The organism is Pseudomonas sp. S3_C06 (assembly GCF_054667675.1).
Map to the genome: position 1 here is coordinate 170,735 of NZ_CP162747.1, position 18,882 is coordinate 189,616.

19 protein-coding genes are annotated in these 18,882 nt (G+C 57.2%); 10 read left to right on the top strand and 9 right to left on the bottom strand.

All coding sequences use genetic code 11. The annotated features are described in order from the left end of the window. The first annotated feature begins 18 nt into the window (after nucleotides 1–18). Together AB4N44_RS00685 and AB4N44_RS00690 are read left to right on the top strand one after the other, a co-directional pair. Nucleotides 19–375, top strand: a complete 357-nt coding sequence (locus tag AB4N44_RS00685) for a hypothetical protein (protein WP_127927180.1) — start codon at nucleotides 19–21, stop codon at nucleotides 373–375. Nucleotides 376–446: 71 nt separating this feature from the next. Beyond that, nucleotides 447–677: a hypothetical protein gene (locus AB4N44_RS00690; protein ID WP_127927182.1), complete on the top strand. Its 231-nt coding sequence runs from the start codon at nucleotides 447–449 to the stop codon at nucleotides 675–677. A 3-nt stretch (nucleotides 678–680) separates the two neighbouring features. Here AB4N44_RS00690 and AB4N44_RS00695 read toward each other — a convergent pair whose 3' ends face one another. Further along, complete coding sequence (locus AB4N44_RS00695) at nucleotides 681–962, bottom strand: hypothetical protein (protein ID WP_174245118.1); 282 nt, start codon at nucleotides 960–962, stop codon at nucleotides 681–683. 142 nt (nucleotides 963–1,104) lie between these two features. Then, a complete protein-coding gene (locus tag AB4N44_RS00700; protein ID WP_007912238.1) occupies nucleotides 1,105–1,290 on the bottom strand; it encodes a hypothetical protein in 186 nt (61 codons plus the stop codon). Nucleotides 1,291–1,548: 258 nt separating this feature from the next. On the opposite strand from AB4N44_RS00700, the gene galU reads away from it, so the two are divergent. Together galU and gorA are read left to right on the top strand one after the other, a co-directional pair. Next, nucleotides 1,549–2,388 (top strand): UTP--glucose-1-phosphate uridylyltransferase GalU, encoded by an 840-nt coding sequence (gene galU, locus AB4N44_RS00705; RefSeq protein ID WP_007912230.1) that lies wholly within the window; start codon nucleotides 1,549–1,551, stop codon nucleotides 2,386–2,388. 128 nt (nucleotides 2,389–2,516) lie between these two features. Further along, nucleotides 2,517–3,875, top strand: coding sequence for a glutathione-disulfide reductase (gorA, locus tag AB4N44_RS00710; protein WP_460110714.1), 1,359 nt, complete (start codon nucleotides 2,517–2,519; stop codon nucleotides 3,873–3,875). Here gorA and AB4N44_RS00715 read toward each other — a convergent pair. After that, nucleotides 3,872–4,888: a DNA-binding protein gene (locus tag AB4N44_RS00715; RefSeq protein ID WP_150776285.1), complete on the bottom strand. Its 1,017-nt coding sequence runs from the start codon at nucleotides 4,886–4,888 to the stop codon at nucleotides 3,872–3,874. The genes gorA and AB4N44_RS00715 overlap by 4 nt on opposite strands. Nucleotides 4,889–5,065: 177 nt before the next feature. Between AB4N44_RS00715 and AB4N44_RS00720 the strand changes: the two genes are divergently transcribed. From AB4N44_RS00720 to ahpF, 3 genes are all read left to right on the top strand, one after another. Further along, the gene (locus AB4N44_RS00720) at nucleotides 5,066–6,004 is read left to right on the top strand and encodes a site-specific integrase (RefSeq protein ID WP_460110712.1); all 939 of its coding nucleotides are present in this window, start codon (nucleotides 5,066–5,068) and stop codon (nucleotides 6,002–6,004) included. Nucleotides 6,005–6,141: 137 nt separating this feature from the next. Continuing rightward, nucleotides 6,142–6,705, top strand: a complete 564-nt coding sequence (ahpC, locus tag AB4N44_RS00725) for an alkyl hydroperoxide reductase subunit C (protein ID WP_007912224.1) — start codon at nucleotides 6,142–6,144, stop codon at nucleotides 6,703–6,705. 124 nt (nucleotides 6,706–6,829) lie between these two features. Then, nucleotides 6,830–8,392, top strand: a complete 1,563-nt coding sequence (gene ahpF / locus AB4N44_RS00730) for an alkyl hydroperoxide reductase subunit F (RefSeq protein WP_460110710.1) — start codon at nucleotides 6,830–6,832, stop codon at nucleotides 8,390–8,392. A 254-nt stretch (nucleotides 8,393–8,646) separates the two neighbouring features. Here the strand turns inward: ahpF and gloA are convergent, their stop codons facing one another. Further along, complete coding sequence (gene gloA, locus AB4N44_RS00735; protein WP_150752070.1) at nucleotides 8,647–9,168, bottom strand: lactoylglutathione lyase; 522 nt, start codon at nucleotides 9,166–9,168, stop codon at nucleotides 8,647–8,649. A gap of 139 nt (nucleotides 9,169–9,307) precedes the next feature. Between gloA and AB4N44_RS00740 the strand changes: the two genes are divergently transcribed. Further along, nucleotides 9,308–9,826, top strand: a complete 519-nt coding sequence (locus AB4N44_RS00740; RefSeq protein WP_460110708.1) for a DUF4946 domain-containing protein — start codon at nucleotides 9,308–9,310, stop codon at nucleotides 9,824–9,826. A gap of 219 nt (nucleotides 9,827–10,045) precedes the next feature. On the opposite strand, the gene AB4N44_RS00745 is transcribed toward AB4N44_RS00740, so the two are convergent. From AB4N44_RS00745 to AB4N44_RS00755, 3 genes are all read right to left on the bottom strand, one after another. Beyond that, nucleotides 10,046–10,411, bottom strand: a complete 366-nt coding sequence (locus AB4N44_RS00745; protein WP_127927198.1) for a histone-like nucleoid-structuring protein, MvaT/MvaU family — start codon at nucleotides 10,409–10,411, stop codon at nucleotides 10,046–10,048. A 234-nt stretch (nucleotides 10,412–10,645) separates the two neighbouring features. Then, on the bottom strand, nucleotides 10,646–12,181 hold the full coding sequence (locus AB4N44_RS00750; protein WP_460110706.1) for an EAL domain-containing protein: 1,536 nt from the start codon (nucleotides 12,179–12,181) through the stop codon (nucleotides 10,646–10,648). Between the two features lie 118 nt (nucleotides 12,182–12,299). Then, entirely contained in the window at nucleotides 12,300–13,169 is an 870-nt protein-coding gene (locus AB4N44_RS00755; RefSeq protein WP_316918241.1) for a LysR family transcriptional regulator, read from the bottom strand. 78 nt (nucleotides 13,170–13,247) lie between these two features. Between AB4N44_RS00755 and AB4N44_RS00760 the strand changes: the two genes are divergently transcribed. Beyond that, nucleotides 13,248–14,195 carry a DMT family transporter gene (locus AB4N44_RS00760; protein WP_150752074.1) on the top strand — a complete coding sequence of 316 codons (948 nt, stop codon included), beginning with the start codon at nucleotides 13,248–13,250 and terminating at the stop codon, nucleotides 14,193–14,195. Nucleotides 14,196–14,439: 244 nt separating this feature from the next. Continuing rightward, on the top strand, nucleotides 14,440–15,516 hold the full coding sequence (gene hppD, locus AB4N44_RS00765; RefSeq protein ID WP_016984437.1) for a 4-hydroxyphenylpyruvate dioxygenase: 1,077 nt from the start codon (nucleotides 14,440–14,442) through the stop codon (nucleotides 15,514–15,516). A 126-nt stretch (nucleotides 15,517–15,642) separates the two neighbouring features. On the opposite strand, the gene rarD is transcribed toward hppD, so the two are convergent. Beyond that, complete coding sequence (rarD, locus tag AB4N44_RS00770; protein WP_127927206.1) at nucleotides 15,643–16,524, bottom strand: EamA family transporter RarD; 882 nt, start codon at nucleotides 16,522–16,524, stop codon at nucleotides 15,643–15,645. A gap of 141 nt (nucleotides 16,525–16,665) precedes the next feature. After that, on the bottom strand, nucleotides 16,666–18,783 hold the full coding sequence (locus AB4N44_RS00775) for an acyltransferase family protein (protein WP_150752077.1): 2,118 nt from the start codon (nucleotides 18,781–18,783) through the stop codon (nucleotides 16,666–16,668). Nucleotides 18,784–18,882: the final 99 nt, after the last annotated feature.

An 18,882-nucleotide genomic window follows, 5' to 3' on the forward strand; every position in this document is an offset into this window, starting at 1 on the left:
CTTTAACGGAGGTTTTGTATGAAGTGGGGTGTGGTGTGTCTGCCGTTGGTTCTGGCTGTGGGTGGTTGTGCGAGTGTTTCCGAAATCAATGAAACGCTGCCGACCATGAGCGTAATCTCCGGCAAGAAACCCCATGAATATGCCCAGTGTCTGGCCGAAAAGCTGGCAGACAGCCGCGGCGCGCTGCAAGTCCAGCCGCACAAGGACGGGGTTCGGGTGATCGTGCCGGGGAAACTTTCCACCGGCGCAGCAGCGGTGTTTGATATCGAAGATCGCTCGGGCGGCAGCAGCATCAAGCTGCATGAGCGCATGTCGAATGTGCCGGTTCGCCCACGTGATGTGCAACGCGCCGCCAATGCGTGTATTTCCGGCTGATAGACTGATCATCATCAGCACCAATGCCGTCGCAGCGATGCTGTGACGGCATTTTTATTTCTGGAGTCGCGATGAAGCGAGAGCAAGTACGTGAGCGCCATGCAGAGGGCCTTATCTCTGCCACCCATGTCATCCAGAACCCGGCGAATCCGGGGGAGTGGATCGTGTTTTTCAAGAAGAGCGCCGGACGCAGCTACTTTCTGGTGGACGATAATGACGAAGTCGAGTCGTTCGCTCGCCTCGACGATCTGATCGAAGTCGTGCGCGGACTCGGTATCAAGTTCGCCGAAATTCACATGTAAGGTTTATTTGCAGACCACCACAACGCTACGGTTTTTGTAGTTGCCGACATCGACGCCAAGGGTTTTGTCGCTTTCTTTGGGCTGAGGTGTGCCGTCTGTGCCGACGATACGATAACCGGTGCCTGCGCAGGACGCGTCGGCTTTTTCATAGCAGCTCGCCCAGGAATTGGCTTCGCCGGAGCAATCGATGGCCAGGCCCTGTTCGCCGTTTTTCAGGTAAGCAGGCTGAGATGTGGCACAGCCGGCCAGTGCCAATACCGCAATCAGTGGCAGCAATTTTTTCATGGTCATGTTCATGGTCTTCAGCGAGGGGGACTAGACGCTGTGACAGCGCCGGTGGCAAAAGGTTATAGCGTTTGGCCACTTGTTTGTAAGTGGGCACAAAAAAGCCCTGCTCAAGGGCAGGGCTCGGGCGTATCGTAGCTGATCAGTCTTGATCTTTGCCACGGCGTTTCGCCGATGCCGGCGTGTCCGTGAACACGGAAGCTACATCAGTCGCCATTTGTTCGCTGTCGAAAGGCCCGGCAATGTGTTCGCCATTGGTGGTGGTCAGCGTCCACTTGCCGTCTTTCTTGTCGATCACATACCCGTTGATGATTTTTACCGCAGCCATCTATCTGTCTCGTTCGCTGGTTCAAAGGCGCCATGATACCGGCAAATGCTGGCATTGGGGGGCGATGAGCGTATGGTAATCCGGATTGTCGACAGCTTTGAGCTACGCTGATCTGGCTGCGCCAGGATGTCGATGGAACTATCGGCGAGAATATTTCTCTATGTTGGCATCGGTTAGCCAGTGCGGGGCATTGTAAGGTGCACGCCGCCTGATTAGACTGCGCCGAAACTCGTACACACAGCCCTTTCAAGGACTTATATGATCAAGAAATGCTTGTTCCCAGCAGCCGGTTACGGTACTCGCTTCCTGCCAGCGACTAAAGCCATGCCTAAAGAAATGCTGCCGGTGGTAAACAAGCCACTGATCCAGTACGGCGTTGAAGAAGCTCTGGACGCTGGCCTGACGGAAATCTCCATCGTCACCGGTCGTGGCAAGCGTGCTCTGGAAGACCACTTCGACATCAGCTACGAGCTGGAAAACCAGATCAAAGGCACCGACAAAGAGAAATACCTGGTCGGTATCCGCAAACTGCTGGACGAGTGCTCGTTCTCCTACACCCGTCAGACCGAAATGAAAGGTCTGGGCCACGCGATCCTGACCGGTCGCCCGCTGATCGGTGACGAACCGTTCGCCGTGGTCCTGGCGGACGACCTGTGCGTCAACCTCGAAGGCGACGGCGTACTGACCCAGATGGTCAAGCTGTACAAGCAGTTCCGCTGCTCGATCATCGCCATCCAGGAAGTCGATCCGCAGGAAACCAGCAAGTACGGCGTGATCGCCGGCGAAATGATCCGCGACGACATCTACCGTGTGCATAGCATGGTCGAGAAGCCAAAGCCGGAAGACGCTCCGTCGAACCTGGCAATCATCGGTCGTTACATCCTGACCCCGGACATCTTCGACCTGATCGAACAGACCGAGCCAGGCAAGGGCGGTGAAATCCAGATCACCGACGCCCTGATGAAACAAGCCCAGAACGGCTGCGTCATGGCCTACAAGTTCAAAGGCAAGCGTTTCGACTGCGGTGGTGCTGAAGGCTACATCGAAGCCACCAACTTCTGCTTCGAGAACTTCTACAAGACTGGCAAGGCTTACTAAGAGCGCTTGATCGGTTTGCAAGAAAAACCCGCTTCGGCGGGTTTTTTCATTTTACGCCCCCATATGACTGGCAGTGCTTGCCCAATGGGTGTCTGCAGGTATGCTGATCCCCTGCCGAGGAGATAGAAATGGCCTACGATTTTGACCTTTATGTGATTGGTGCCGGTTCCGGCGGTGTGCGTGCTGCGCGTTTTGCTGCCGGTTTCGGTGCAAAAGTGGCGGTGGCGGAAAGCCGTTATCTGGGCGGGACCTGCGTCAACGTCGGCTGTGTGCCGAAAAAACTGCTGGTGTACGGTGCGCATTTCGCCGAAGACTTCGAGCAGGCGTCCGGTTTTGGCTGGAGCCTGGGTGAGGCGAATTTCGATTGGGCGACGCTGATCGCCAGCAAGGATCGCGAGATCAATCGCCTCAACGGCATATACCGTAATCTGCTGGTCAACAGTGGTGTGACCTTGCATGAGGCGCACGCGAAGATCGTTGGCCCGCATGAGGTTGAGGTGAATGGTGAGCGCTACACCGCGAAAAACATTCTGATTGCCACCGGTGGCTGGCCGCAGATTCCGGAGATTCCGGGGCGCGAACACGCGATCGGTTCCAATGAAGCGTTCTTCCTAAAAGAGCTGCCAAAGCGTGTGCTGGTGGTGGGCGGCGGTTATATCGCGGTCGAGTTTGCCGGGATTTTCCATGGTCTTGGCGCGAACACCACGCTGCTGTATCGCGGCGATCTGTTCCTGCGCGGCTTTGATGGTTCGGTGCGCAAGCACTTGCAGGAAGAGCTGACCAAGCGTGGTCTGGATCTGCAGTTCAATGCCGACATCGCGCGCATCGACAAGCAGGCTGACGGCAGCTTGAAAGCCACCCTCAAGGATGGTCGTGTGCTGGAGGCGGATTGCATTTTCTACGCCACTGGCCGGCGTCCGATGCTCGACAATCTGGGCCTGGAAAACACCGATGTGCAGCTCACCGACAAAGGCTTTATCAAAGTCGACGAGCAGTACCAGACCAGCGAGCCATCGATTCTGGCGCTGGGCGATGTCATCGGTCGTGTGCAACTGACGCCCGTGGCGCTGGCCGAAGGCATGGCGGTGGCGCGGCGTCTGTTCAAGCCTGAGCAGTACCGTCCAGTGGATTACAAGATGATCCCGACTGCGGTATTCAGCTTGCCAAACATCGGCACAGTCGGTTTGACCGAAGAGGAGGCGCGGGAGGTCGGTCATGATGTGGTGATCTTCGAAAGCCGTTTCCGACCGATGAAGCTGACCCTGACCGAGTGTCAGGAGAAAACCCTGATGAAGCTGGTGGTCGACGGCAAGACTGATAAGGTTCTCGGCTGTCACATGGTCGGCCCGGACGCTGGCGAGATCGTCCAGGGTCTGGCGATTGCGTTGAAGGCTGGCGCGACCAAGCGCGACTTCGACGACACGATCGGGGTGCACCCGACAGCCGCCGAAGAGTTTGTGACTATGCGTACGCCGGTCGGCGCTTAAGCGCTTTTCGGTTTGTCTGTGTCTGGCGCTGCCGCAACGGTAGCCGCCAGACGCTGGCTTTCTTCCAGGCTCGTCCGAGCCTTGTTCAATTCCTTTTCCAGTGACTGGTTGAGCAGCGTCTGCTCCTCGATGTTCTGCTTGAGTGTCTGGCTTTCCAGTGTGGCTACGCGCAGGCGTTCCTGGAGGAGGGTGCGTTCGCTGTCGACGCGGGTCGCTTGCTCCAGCAGTTGATCCTGACGCTGATTGCTTTGCTTGAGCTGATCCTGCAGCAAGCTCAGCTCGCGCTGCGTGCCCCGGTTTTCCGTAAGCAGGCGTTCGTTGTCGCGGTGCAGTTGCGTGATCTCGTCCTGACGAACCAGCGCACTTTGCTGCGCCTGACGCAGTTCGGCCTGAATCTGTTGCACTTGTGCTTCGTGACGGCTCTGTTCCTGCTCGCGCTGCTCTTTGGTGGCGTTGCGATAGTGCTCCAGTGCATCGCGAGCATGCAGGTGTTTTTCTTCCAGCGAGCGGATCTGCTCGTCCTTGTCCTGCAGGCGCAATTCAAAGTCGGCCAATGCCTGATTCAGTCCGGCATTGCGGGTTTGCTCGGTTTGCAGCATCGATCGGGTGTTGTTCAGGGCTTCGGACTCACGCGCCAGCGCTGCGCCTTGAATGTCGTGCTCCTGTTCGAGCTTTTCCAGCGCCTGGCGAGTTTGTTTCAGTTCCGACTCCAGTGCTTCGCGCTGCTCCTCGAACTGCTCGCGGGCCTGCTCGATAGGCTCTTGCGCCTGCTCTTTGAGGCGTTGGGCGAGGCGCGAGACGAGGGCGGTCAACTCATCATTGATCGGCTCTGCCGAGGCTTCAACTGGCTGCGCGCCGTCATCCAGCTCTTTTAGATAGCGATGGATCGTGGTTTTCGAGCCGGTGTTGCCCATTTCAATGCGTACTGCATCGATGCTCGGGTGTTCGCCACGGGCGAGGATTGCTGTGCGCGCGATCTGCACCAGGGCTTTGGTAATGCCGCCACGGGCCATGTGAACTCCTACGGTTACGTACTGTGGTACATGCCACTAAAGTACGCAGTGTACCATCTCAAAAATAATGATAAACCTTTGATAATTAAGACGCGGGATATACTGGTATTACCCAGTGTCAGACGGCAAAATGCGTTTCTGCATCCCTGTCTCAGTACGCCAGCGAGAAAACAGCCCATGAGCGATCTGGATCGCTATCTGCAAGCCGCCACCCGCGATAACACCCGCCGCAGCTATCGCGCGGCCATCGAGCATTTCGAAGTGAAGTGGGGCGGGTTCTTGCCGGCCACAGCCGATAGCGTTGCGCGTTATCTGGTGGCACACGCCGAAGAGCTGTCGATCAATACGTTGAAGCTGCGCTTGTCGGCGCTGGCGCAGTGGCACAACAGCCAGGGGTTTGCCGATCCAACCAAGGCGCCGGTGGTGCGCAAAGTCTTCAAAGGCATACGTGCGTTGCATCCGGCGCAGGAGAAACAGGCCGAGCCGCTGCAGTTACAGGATCTGCAGCGAGTAATTGATTGGCTCGAACATGAAGTACAAATCGCGAGAGAACAGCAGGATCGGCCCTTGCTCCTCAAGGCTTACCGTGATCGCGCACTGATTCTGCTGGGCTTCTGGCGCGGCTTTCGCAGCGACGAGTTGTGCCGCTTGCAGATCGAGCACGTGCAGGCGCACGCCGGCAAAGGCATCACCTTGTATTTGCCGCGCAGCAAGGGTGATCGGGAAAACCTCGGGCAAACCTATCAAGCGCCGGCACTACTCAAGCTCTGCCCGGTGCAGGCCTACATCGACTGGATCACCGAAGCGGCGCTGGTGCGTGGCGCGGTTTTCCGCAGCATCGACCGTTGGGGCAACCTGAACGAGGAGGGGCTGCACGCCAACAGCATCATTCCTCTGCTGCGTCAGGCATTGCAGCGCGCTGGTATTGCCGCCGAAAACTACACCAGCCATTCCCTGCGCCGAGGCTTTGCCACGTGGGCCCATCAAAGCGGCTGGGATCTGAAATCATTGATGAGTTACGTCGGCTGGAAGGATATGAAGTCCGCAATGCGCTATGTTGAAGCCAGCCCATTCCAAGGGATGGCTCGGATTACGGATAACCCGGCTTCGTCGTAGATATCGTTTTCTTCTATTAATACAGTCGGCTAATAGCGAAAACAAATCAGCAGCATCAGGTTTGCCAATGAGCCATCCGTCAAGTGAGTGGGTAGGATTCACCCATCGAATTCACAACCACTGACGGAGAGTCATCAATGCCTATCATCAACAGCCAAGTAAAACCGTTCAAAGCTACCGCGTTCAAAAACGGCGACTTCGTTCAAGTCTCGGACGCTGACCTGAAAGGCAAGTGGTCGGTCGTGTTCTTCTACCCAGCCGACTTCACCTTCGTTTGCCCAACCGAGCTGGAAGACCTGGCTGACAACTACGCTGCCTTCCAGAAACTGGGCGTAGAGATCTACAGCGTTTCCACCGACACCCACTTTGCCCACGCTGCCTGGCACAACACTTCGCCAGCCATCGGCAAAATCGAATACACCATGATCGGCGACCCGACCCACGCCATCTCCCGCAACTTCGACGTGCTGATCGAAGAAGTTGGCCTGGCTGACCGTGGCACCTTCGTGATCAACCCTGAAGGCCAGATCAAAATCGTTGAACTGAACGATGGCGGCGTTGGCCGTGACGCTTCCGAGCTGCTGCGCAAGATCAAGGCTGCTCAGTACGTTGCTGCTCACCCAGGCGAAGTTTGCCCAGCCAAGTGGAAAGAAGGCGAGGCCACTCTGGCGCCGTCCCTGGACCTGGTCGGCAAGATCTAAGTCTGTGACACGCAACTCAGGGCGGTACGCCGCACCTTCTTAAGTACGCTGCACCGCCCAATAAAAATGCCCGGGCGAGTTTCGCTCGGGCTTTTTTTCGCCTCAAATAAAGGAAATCGCCCGTATGTTGGACGCCAATCTTAAAGCCCAGTTGAAATCGTACCTGGAACGGGTCACCCAGCCGATCGAGATCGTTGCCTCCCTCGACGACGGTGCGAAATCCCGTGAAATGCTGGAACTGCTGAAAGACGTTGCCAGTCTTTCGAGCCAAATTACTTTGATCGACAGCGGTGACGATGCACGCAAGCCATCGTTCTCGATCAACCGCCCGGGCGCTGACATCAGTCTGCGTTTCGCCGGCATCCCGATGGGCCACGAATTCACTTCGTTGGTACTGGCCTTGCTGCAAGTCGGCGGCCACCCTTCGAAAGCCAGTGTTGAAGTGATCGAGCAGATCCGCTCGCTCAAAGGCGAGTTCAGCTTCGAGACGTACTTCTCGCTGTCTTGCCAGAACTGCCCTGACGTGGTCCAGGCACTGAACCTGATGGCCGTGCTCAACCCGAACATTCGCCACGTCGCTATCGACGGTGCGTTGTTTCAGGACGAAGTCAATGATCGCAAGATCATGGCCGTGCCGAGCATCTACCTCAACGGTGAAAACTTCGGTCAGGGCCGCATGGGTCTGGAAGAGATTCTCGCCAAACTCGACACCGGCGCGATCGAGCGCCAGGCCGAGAAAATCAGTGCCAAAGAAGCTTTTGATGTACTCGTCGTCGGTGGTGGCCCGGCCGGTGCTTCGGCAGCGATTTACGCCGCACGCAAAGGTATTCGCACGGGTGTTGCGGCTGAGCGCTTCGGCGGTCAGGTGCTCGACACTATGGCCATCGAGAACTTCATTTCCGTGCAGGAAACCGAAGGGCCAAAACTGGCCACGGCGCTGGAAGAACACGTCAAACAGTACGACGTCGACATCATGAACCTGCAGCGCGCCGACAAACTGATCCCGGGCAAGAGCGGCGAACTGCACGAAGTCCGTTTCGCCAGCGGCGCGACCCTGAAAGCCAAAAGCGTGATTCTGGCGACTGGCGCGCGGTGGCGCGAAATGAACGTGCCGGGCGAGCAGGAATACCGTAACAAAGGCGTGGCGTACTGCCCGCACTGCGACGGTCCGTTGTTCAAAGGCAAGCGTGTGGCGGTCATCGGCGGCGGTAACTCCGGCGTTGAAGCGGCCATCGATCTGGCCGGTATCGTTTCGCACGTAACCCTGCTGGAGTTCGATGTACAGCTGCGCGCCGACGCCGTATTGCAGCGCAAACTGCACAGCCTGCCGAACGTCACCGTGATCACCAGTGCACAAACCACGGAAGTCACCGGTAATGGCGAGAAGGTCAACGGCCTGCGTTACAAGGATCGCAACACTGACGAGCTGCGTACTGTCGAGCTGGAAGGGATCTTCGTGCAGATTGGTTTGCTGCCGAACACTGACTGGCTGAAGGGCACTATCGAGCTGTCGCCGCGTGGCGAGATCATCGTCGATAACCGTGGTGAAACATCGATCCCGGGCATCTTCGCTGCGGGCGACGTGACCACTGTGCCGTACAAGCAGATCGTGATTGCGGTGGGCGAGGGCGCCAAGGCTTCGCTGAGCGCATTTGATCACTTGATCCGCACGTCGGCGCCGGCTTGAACGTCCTGCCAGAAATGAAAAAACCCGTGAGCGATCACGGGTTTTTTTATTGTGCGTCAAAAGCGGCCCCTCACCCCAGCCCTCTCCCGAAGGAGAGGGAGCCGACCGAGGTGTCTGGCGTTTTCCATCGACCTGAAAGCGCCAGTCGATTATGGATTCAACGCCAATCTTTCAAGTCGGCGTATCTCTCCAATATCCCCCAATCAGTTCCCTCTCCCTCTGGGAGAGGGTTAGGGTGAGGGGCTTTTCAGCCTTTACAGCGGCGCAGGCTGAATGATCTCGACCCAGTAACCATCCGGATCCTTGATGAACGCCAGGCTTTTCATGCGGCCATCGCTCAGGCGCTTCTGGAAGTCGCAGCCCAGTTCTTCAAAACGCGCACAGGCCGCGACGATATCCGGCACCGAAATGCAGATGTGGCCAAAACCACGCGGGTCAGTGTTGCCATTGTGATAGGCGAAATCGGCGTCGTTCTCAGTGCCGTGGTTGTGAGTCAGTTCCAGAATGCCTGGAATCGACTTCATCCACTCGGTACGAGCGGCGGCGTCGGCCGGGATCTGTGCCTTGTCGACCAGCGCAAGGAAATACAAGCTGAATTCCGCTTCCGGGAAATCACGCTTCTCTACCAGCGAGAAACCCAGTACGCGAGTGTAGAAGTCCAGAGATTTGGTGATGTCTTTGACGCGCAACATGGTGTGGTTGAAGACGAAGTTGCGGGTTGCGCTGTCTGGGGTGGCGGTGACGCCGGGGAAAGTGTTGAGTTCGTGCAGGCTCATGGGCCCTCCAATAACTATGGGCGAGTGAATGGGCGCAATGATACGCATGCCTGCCGGCATCGCCAAATGAAAGGGCAGACTTGCCCTGCGTGCGGGTGAGGCTCAGACTTTACGGCTCAATCTGCGAGTGTGTCCGGCAATGATCCGACTGTTCAAATTCCTGTTTGTGTTTTTCGCGTGTTCTCTTGGCGCTGTCGGTGCATCAGCGAGTGAGCCAAGCATTACCTGGCCGGCCGGTTGGCAAGTCGAGGTACTACCTGAAACGACTGCGCAGGTTTCCCGCCAGCGTGCGGTCAAGAACGACGTCGATGGCGATCAGGTGATGGTCATGGAATTGACCATGACGCAGGTGGAAAGTGGGCATCAGGTCAACTTGCAAGGCGTGCTGCTGGAAATGCGCAAGTCGATCCAGAAGGACTTCTTCCAGGGCGGCTACCAAAGTGTCTGCAACAAAGTGCATCCGGCCACGCTGGGTACGTTATCGGCGTTGGAAACCACTTGCACGATCACCGAAAACGGTCGACATGTGTTGTCGCAAACCCTGGTTGCAGCGGTCGAGGCGGACAAGGCTTATGTGCTTTCCTACGCTGGGCAGGCCGAGGTTTATAAGGCGAGCGCCGACGAGATAGTGGCGGTGAGAAACAGCTTGAAACTTTAAGCCGCTGTACTCTTCGCGGGATGGTTAGATACCCGAAGGCATTAAGCACAAAGTTTAATGTTGACCCTGATTCGCAACATTGCGCATCAAAATGTTTGGGTATCTGGCTCAGTAACGTTACAGAAAAGTCGCAACTTGTTCGATGAAAATCATTTCATTTGTTAGATATTGTCAATAAAAAAGCCCTGCATGATGCAGGGCTTTTTTGTTGGCGCTGGATTAACCGCGCAACCAGGAATCAACGGTGGCTGCACCGTATTGTTCCTTCCACGCTTTCAGGCCGCGGTGGTTGCCGCCCTTGGTTTCGATCAGTTCACCGGTGTGCGGGTTCTGATAGACCTTGACCACGCGGGCGCGGCGGGTTTTAGGTGCTGCAGAGGTCTGCAGACCGGATTTTGCCGGGTTCGGATCGAGAATGGCGATGATCTCTTTCAGGCCTTTGCCGTAGTGTTTCATCAGCCCCTGGAGCTTTTCTTCGAATTCGATTTCTTTCTTCAGCCCGGCATCGTTCTTCAGCGATTCCAGCTGCTTGAGCTGTTCCTGAAGGGCCTTTTCAGCTGCACGAAATTCAGCGAGTCTGGACAATATCTTTACTCCAATAGTGTGTTTGGCTGATACCAACCGCAAACAAAGCTATAAGCCAAGAGCCTTGAAGCGACTCGGTGATAAATGGCTCACCTGCCAATTTTGCTCAGGTTGAAAAAATTGTAGTAGTTAATGCGCCAAGAGTAAATCCTGATGTTGTCTTCATGTAACAACAGCGGTCTTTTGTATCAATTTGGTGCGTCTGATCGTTGCGCTCGTCTTAATCAGGCTTAGTTAATGGTGAGTTAATGCGCTGATGAAGTCCGCAGCCGGCATCGGTTTGCCGAACAGGTAGCCTTGCAGGAAGTTGACGTGATGCGCCGTCAGATAATCGGCTTGCGCCTGAGTTTCGACACCTTCGGCAACAATACCCAAATCAAGCTTGGCTGACAGTTCGATAATGGTGTCGAGAATGTGCCGGGACAGCGCATCGATGCCGATCATGGCGACGAAACTCTGATCGATCTTGAGAAAGTCGACATTGAATTTGCGCAAGTAGCCGAGGCTCGAGTGGCCGGTGCCGAAGTCGTCAATCGCGATCTTCACGCCCAGTGCATGCAATTGCTCGAACAGTTGCCGGGTGATGTCGGTCGGTTCGATCAACTCCCGCTCGGTCAGCTCCAGCACCAGGCTGATGCTGTCGGGCACGAACGCGGCAAGAAACGCCCGGCAGTCCTCAACCAGTTCGAGGTCCTTGCAATGGCTCGCAGTAATATTGATGCCGATATGAAACGGCGGGGTGAAGGTTGCTGACAGCGGCCCCAGCAGCGCCGCGGTCTGTTGCATCAGGGCGCGGGTCATCGGCACGATCAGGCCCGAATGCTCGGCGAATGGAATAAACAGATCCGGGCGCACCAGCCCTTCTTTGGGGTGTGTCCAGCGCATCAAGACTTCGGCTCCCGACCATTTCTTGCTGTCGCCATGCACTACGGGCTGGAAGTAAGGAATGAACTCGCCGGCCTCGAGCGCGCGGAGCATCTCGTGGCTCGGCGACGTAGAGCGCTTTTGCAAGACATGTCCGATGGCACCGGCCACCACGCCAAAAAAGATCAACAGACTGAACAGCGGCGGATATTCATCGGCCATGTAGCGCCAGGTTTCGCCCTCGGGAAAACCGGCGGAGACACTGAACGCGTAACGCGAAGAATCCAGTGTGTGTTGTGCTATCGGTAACGAGGGCAGGGCGCCATTGTGTACTTTGCCGTCGGCCGACAGCCAGTTATCGCCCACTTGCAGCACCAGCAACATGTGCCGGCCGATCAGACGCAACATGTTGCTTAGATGGTAACCGTCGAGTGTCGTCAGGGCGCCGCCACGACCTTCGCTGAGCCGATAGACCAACAGGGCGGTGTTGGGAGTCACCGGGTTGCCATTCATCAGCCACAACTTGCCCTGGTTATAGTCGCCCGCGTTGACGGCTTCTTTATAGTCGCCAAACAACGAGCTGCAATAGAGATTGTCGTCCCACACCAGATTGGTCGAGCGCACGAACGGGCGGCGGGTTACTTGTTCGCGTAAAGCGAGTTTGACGTTCTCACACATCTGGCCGGCCAGTGGCAGCAGTTCACGGGCTGCCTGGGCGGTGTTATCGAGCATCAACTCGAACTGGCGCAACGCCTCTTCGGCAGTCTGTCGTGAACCTTGCTCCAGCGTGCGTTCGGCCTGTATGTAAAGAATCGCGCTGCCCAGCAACACCGGAAGCAAACCGCTGAGCAGGGTGAAAACGGCGCGGGTGCTGCGCTTGCGGCGGGGTCTGACGGTTAACGGCATGGGCGCATCCTGTCGCGATAGAGTGGGGCTCTCGAATGCAGGCCGGATCACGGCGCGCCGCTGAAAAACACATCAGCCAGAGGGGAGGATAGATGGCCGAAGGCGCTTGCGCCGCTCATCAGTGCTGCATCCGCGTTGCCAGCTCGATAAAGGCCAGCGTAGCGGGTGACGCCTGACGCTGATCGAGGACGGCAAGTGCGACCTGACGCTGCACGGCGGGCAACAACGGCCTCCTCACGTAGCGCGGCGTTGCTTCCTCTGGCAATGAACCTTCGGCAACAATCGTGATGGCGTCACCACGGCCGACCGTGTCGAGGGTGCTGAGCAGTTGCGAGCAGCGATAGCGAATGTTCGGTTGCAAGCGCGCGGCCATGAACAGCCGCGACACCAGTTCCGAAGAACCGGCCTCGGTCAGCACGAACGGAGTGTCGCACAAGTCCTTGAGGCTCAACGCCGGGCGCGTTGCCAGCGGATGGCCCACCGGGAGCAGCGCAACCATCTGGTCTTCGATCAAGGCAAACGTATCGAAGCGCTCCTCTGGCAGCACCACGAAACCGATGTCGATCCGCCGCTCTTCCAGCCATTGAATCACTTGTCGATCCGGCCCTTCATCGATGTGCACTTCGATGCCCGGATGTGCCTCGCGATATTGCCGCAGAATATCGGGCAGCAGCTTGATCGACGAAGTCGGGCCGAACGAGCCGATGCGCAAGGTGCCGCTTTTCATGCCGCGTGCATCCGCGGCTTCCTGGCGCAAGGTGTTGGCCAGCCCGAGCATGGCGCGGGCGCGCAGCAGCAATTGCTCACCGATGTCACTGAGCTCCACGGACGACTGATGCCGGCGCAGCAGTTCGACACCGAGTTCCTGCTCCAGCGACTTCATCGCGTGGGACACCGCCGACTGCGAAATCCCCAACCGATGGGCCGCGAGGGTGAAACCGCGCAGTTCGGCGACCAGCGAGAAGATTTCCAGTTGGGTGAGGGTCATGAGTTTTTGCTCATTTTACGATGACAGGGAATGAGGTGAATGATACGGCATTCCTCAAGTTCGTTGGTCTGGAGCGTCATGCGTAATGTCGAGCAGTTGCACACAACATCGTCTGAAATCCCTGTTTATCTAACATTGGCTGCGGTGACCATGATCTGGGGCGGGACCTTTGTCGCCGGACGTTTCCTCGCGGGCAGCCTGAGTCCGATGTTCGCCGCCAGCCTGCGCTTCCTGCTCGCCAGTGCGGCGTTGCTCGGCTTCCTGTGGCTGGCGCGGATCCCTTTGGCGCGGCCGACTCGACGACAATGGCTGCAACTGGCACTGCTGGGGTTCTTCGGGATCTTCTTCTATAACCTGTGCTTTTTTTACGGCCTGCAATACATCAACGCGTCGCGGGCTTCGTTGATTGTGGCGTTGAACCCGGCGGTGATTGGTCTTGTCTCGTGGTGGTTGTTCAAGGAACGTCTGGGCCGGGTGAAAACCGCCGGCATTGCGACCTGCATGGTCGGCGCCGGCCTGGTGATCATCAGTCGCAATCCGCAATTGCTGGCCGCAACGCCGCACGCATGGATCGGAGATCTGTTGATTCTCGGCTGTGTGCTGGGCTGGGGCGTTTATTCGTTGTTTTCCCGTGATCTGAATCGGACGTTGGGGCCGGTGCAGACCGTGACGTACTCGATCCTGATCGGCACAGTCATGTTGTGGGCGCTGGCGGCGTTACGCGGCGAACTGAGCTGGCAGGCGCTGAATAATCTGGGCCTGGCGCAATGGCTGAGCCTGCTGTACCTCGGCGTCCTGGGCTCGGCGCTGGCCTACATCGGCTATTACGACGGCATCCGTAAAATCGGCGCGACGCGCAGCGGGGTGTTTATCGCGCTTAATCCGTTGACGGCGGTCATCCTTGGCGCGCTGCTGCTGGGCGAGCAATTGACAGCGGCCATGTACCTCGGTGGCGCGCTGATCCTGACTGGCATTTACCTGTGCAACAAACCCCTTGCGCCGGTCGCAAAAAAGCGGATTTTATAGGGAGGGCAGACAAGCCTATTTACGCTGTGTAGAATCGGGTTACGCATAAAATAATAATCGTCTTCTGGCAGCAGAAGCCTCGCCCGCAAGAGCCTTGGGTCGACAATGAAGATATTCGGGTTTCAACTGATCTACGGTGACTTCCTCGCCCGCAGTGTGCGTGGCATCTCCTGTGCGCCACCCACCGACCTCGCAGACTGACAAATAACCCTGGTTAATTTGATAAGAATGATGAGGCGTCACCATGACAGATTTATACGAAAACCCAATGGGCCTGATGGGCTTTGAATTCATCGAGCTCGCATCGCCGGTGCCGGGCACCCTGGAGCCGATCTTCGAGATCATGGGCTTCACCAAAGTCGCCACCCACCGCTCCAAGAACGTGCACCTGTACCGTCAGGGCGCGATCAATCTGATCCTCAACAACGAGCCCAACAGCGTCGCTTCGTACTTCGCCGCCGAGCACGGCCCGTCGGTGTGCGGCATGGCGTTCCGCGTCAAGGATTCGCAAAAAGCCTACAACCGCGCACTGGAACTCGGCGCCCAGCCGATCCACATTGAAACCGGCCCGATGGAGCTGAACCTGCCGGCGATCAAGGGCATTGGCGGCGCGCCGCTGTACCTGATCGACCGTTTCGGCGAAGGCAGCTCGATCTACGACATCGACTTCGTGTTTATCGAAGGCGTTGATCGCAATCCGGTTGGTGCCGGCCTGAAGATCATCGACCACCTGACGCACAACGTGTATCGCGGTCGCATGGCCTACTGGGCGAACTTCTACGAGAAGCTGTTCAACTTCCGCGAGATCCGTTACTTCGATATCAAAGGCGAATACACCGGCCTGACCTCGAAAGCGATGACCGCACCGGACGGCATGATCCGCATCCCGCTGAACGAAGAATCGTCCAAGGGCGCGGGCCAGATCGAAGAGTTCCTGATGCAGTTCAACGGCGAGGGCATCCAGCACGTCGCGTTCCTCACTGACGACCTGATCAAGACCTGGGATCAACTGAAGAAGATCGGCATGCGCTTCATGACCGCGCCGCCGGACACCTACTATGAAATGCTCGAAGGTCGTCTGCCGAACCATGGCGAGCCGGTGGATCAGCTGCAATCGCGCGGCATCCTGCTCGATGGCGCCTCGGAGCAGGGCGACAAGCGTCTGCTGCTGCAAATATTCTCGGAAACCCTGATGGGGCCGGTGTTCTTCGAGTTCATCCAGCGTAAAGGCGACGATGGTTTCGGCGAAGGCAACTTCAAGGCGCTGTTCGAGTCGATCGAGCGTGATCAGGTGCGTCGCGGTGTACTCGCAACCGAGTAATCCGCTGCACCGCTAAACACTGTAGGAGTGAGCCTGCTCGCGATAGCGTTTTCAGATCCGGCAATGCTGGTGACTGAATGAACGCAATCGCGAGCAGGCTCACTCCTACATTTTTTTGTGTTTGGCTTAAGGACGGCGTTGGCGCGTCAGGTGTTTGAAGCCTTCGAAGATCAGCACCAAAACCGCCAGCCAGATCGGAATATAGGTCAGCCATTCCCCGGACTTGATGCTCTCACCGAGCAACAATGCCACACCGAGCAACAACACCGGCTCAACGTAACTCAACAAACCAAACAGGCTGAATGGCAGCAAGCGACTGGCAATGATGTACACCACCAGCGCCGACGCGCTGATCAGGCCGAGCAACGGGATCAGCCACATCAGGCCTGGGTACTGATCAAACACGCCAAAGCCTTGCTCGCCACCCTGCACAAACCAGTAGGCGACCGGCAGCATCAGGGTCATGTCGATCCACAAGCCGCCGAGGTTGTCGGTCTTCAGGTATTTACGCAGGACGAAGTACAGCGGATAGCCGACGACCACCACCAGTGTCGCCCAGGAAAAACCGCCGACCTGGTACAACTCGTTCAACACACCGAGGGTGGCGAAGAACACCGCAACCTTTTGCAAATACGACAGGCTCTCGCCGTAGGCAATTCGCCCGGTCAGGACCATCGCCAGTGGCAGCAGGAAGTATCCCAGCGACACGTCGAGGCTGTAGCCATTGAGCGGCGCCCACATGAACAGCCACAGTTGCACGCCAAGCAGGGCGGCCGAGACGATCAACCCGGCGACCAGTTTTGGCTGTGCCGCGACCATCCGAATCAGCTCCAGTACCCGCCGCCATTCTCCGGACACCAGCATGAACACGGTCATGCACGGTACGGTCAGCAGCATCCGCCAGCCAAAGATCTCCACGCCACTCAACGGTGTGAGCAACGAGGTGTAGTAATACATGACGGCAAACAGCACCGAGGCTGAAACCGATAGAGCGATACCTTTAGACAAACTGTCCTCGCGGGTTGATGGTCAAACGGGGCGCGAAGGATACGTGGTTTTTGTGCTGAATATTGGCCGGATGCTCAATATTCTTCACGCACATTCCCCTGCGACAGCTCCTGCACAAGCGTAGTCAGTGTGAGTGAAACATCACTGCGCAACCTTCAACGGATTGCCGAAGCGCCTCAGGTACATCTCGCCGAACTTGTAAGAGGCGTAATCGGTGATGTGGCCAATGTCACGATAGACCGGCAAACCGTCGACAGTGGTCATGCACGCGTTGTCTTTGCATTGAACGATTTTCGGGTCAATAACGATCAAGCCGGGGTATTCAGTCTTCAGGTCATTGAACAGTCGTTCGAGCACTGGCTCTTTCGCGCCTGACCATGGCGCCGTGGCGCAGAGGCTGCTTTGCTCGGCACTGCCCATCAATCCGCGCAGCTTGACCTGGTGCAGCAGGCAGGTGTTGATCCCCGCAGGCATAGGCAGCGTGTTCTCCAGAAAGACCGGAGTAGCACCGGATTCGACAATGATATCCAGGGCTTTGCGGATCGCTGTGCCGAGGCGTTGTTGCGACAGCTCCGGGCTGCGCGGGTCATCCAGTTTGGTGACGATGTCATCCTTGAGATAAGCCTCCCAGAACTGACCCACGATCACATACTTGAAATGCTTCTTCGCGATCAGGTCGTAATAGCGTTGAGTGGCGTTGTGGCATTTTTGATACAGCCCGTTCGTGTATTTACTCACGTCATAGAGGTAGATCCCGGGCAACGCCAGACATGCCGGATAACCCTGTGTGAGGACGGCAAGATTGGCATCCCTGGCCAGTGTTTCGACAAAGCCCCAGTAGTGATTCGAAAATGAATCGCCCATCAGCAATATTTGCGGCGCGGCCTGCGCGGCGCCCGCTATGCAGCCCGGATCGGCGCCGTCACTGACACCCAGGCATCCCTCCCGAGTGGCCGGAACAGACGCTTTCAAACCGTTGAAGACGTTGTTGTAGCCTTCGTTGAAGCGGTTCGGCCAGCCTTCCTGTCTGACGCTGGCCGCGTGGAGCAGCGACAGGCCTATTGCGGGCAGGATCATCAGCACGACAAGGGTTTTGGCAAAGCCGAGCCTGGCCTTTCGAAAGCGGTTTTCGATCAGCACGTAGCAGAGCCAGGCCATGACGAACGTGGAGACGAAGTAAACGACCGTCGCTGGCGCGGTGAGGGTGATGCCCATGTAATTCATCAGCGCCAGGATCGGCCAGTGCCACAAGTACAGGGAGTACGAAAGCGTGCCGATGAACACCAAGGGTTTGAACGCCAGCAGTTTCGAGGTAAAGCTCGCATCGCCAATCCCCTGAAACAGCAAGGCTGCAGTGGCGAGGCACACGGCAATGGCGTGGTAGCGCGGAAAGCCCGGCAGGATATCTGCCAGAGTGGCGCAGTAGAGGATCGTCGCCAGCGAAAACGCACAGACCAGCGTGGCGCTCAGGCGATTGAGCCTGAACGTGTCCGTGCTGAAAATGACTGCACAGGAGCCGATCATCAATTCGAAAATTCGCGCGGTGAAGAAGTAGTAGTTTTTGTCAGGAACCGAGTAAGACAAGTACAGCGCGAGCGCCATTGCCGCCAGGGTCAAACCGAGCACCACCGCCTTGAACAGGCTTTTCGCCAGATAGCGATAGAGCAACCAGAGGCCCAGCGGCAGGGCCAGATACCACTGCCATTCGATGGCCAGCGACCAGGTGTGCAACAGCGGCAGGCTGGCCGCATCAGGCGTGGCGTAGCCCGTTGTGACTTTGGAAAAATACTGGTTGGAGATGATTAGCGATGTGTACTTTTCGCTTTTCAGAAAGTCGACATAGTCATCGGGCAAGTACAGCAGCGTTGTGACAATCAGGGTCACGGCCAGCAACGCAATCACCGCTGGCTGCAAGCGCCAGATTCGCCGCGTATAGAACCCCGAGAACGTGAACGTGCCGTTGTTCAGCGATTTCATGATGATCGCGGTGGTCAGATAACCCGAGATCACGAAGAAGATATCGACGCCAATAAAGCCGGACGGGAAAAGCGTCAGACCGCCGTGGAAAATCAACACCAGCAACACGGCGATTGCGCGTAGCCCGTCGATATCCGCACGGTACTCGATCGATGGTTTGCGATCCCCGGTAGCCACGGTCGCCGCCGGCGAAAGAGGCTCGTGCAGATTTTTCGCGCCACGCAGTTTGAACAACAGCCCGCGCAAAGGCTTGCTGGATACCTCAACGGGGCGATTGAGCATTTATCAGTCCCTGGTCATTTCCGGGCGATCAATCAACTGTCCGTTTGATCGCGCTTGATCCGTTGAAAGACAGCCGAGGGTATCGGCTATCGAAGGCCT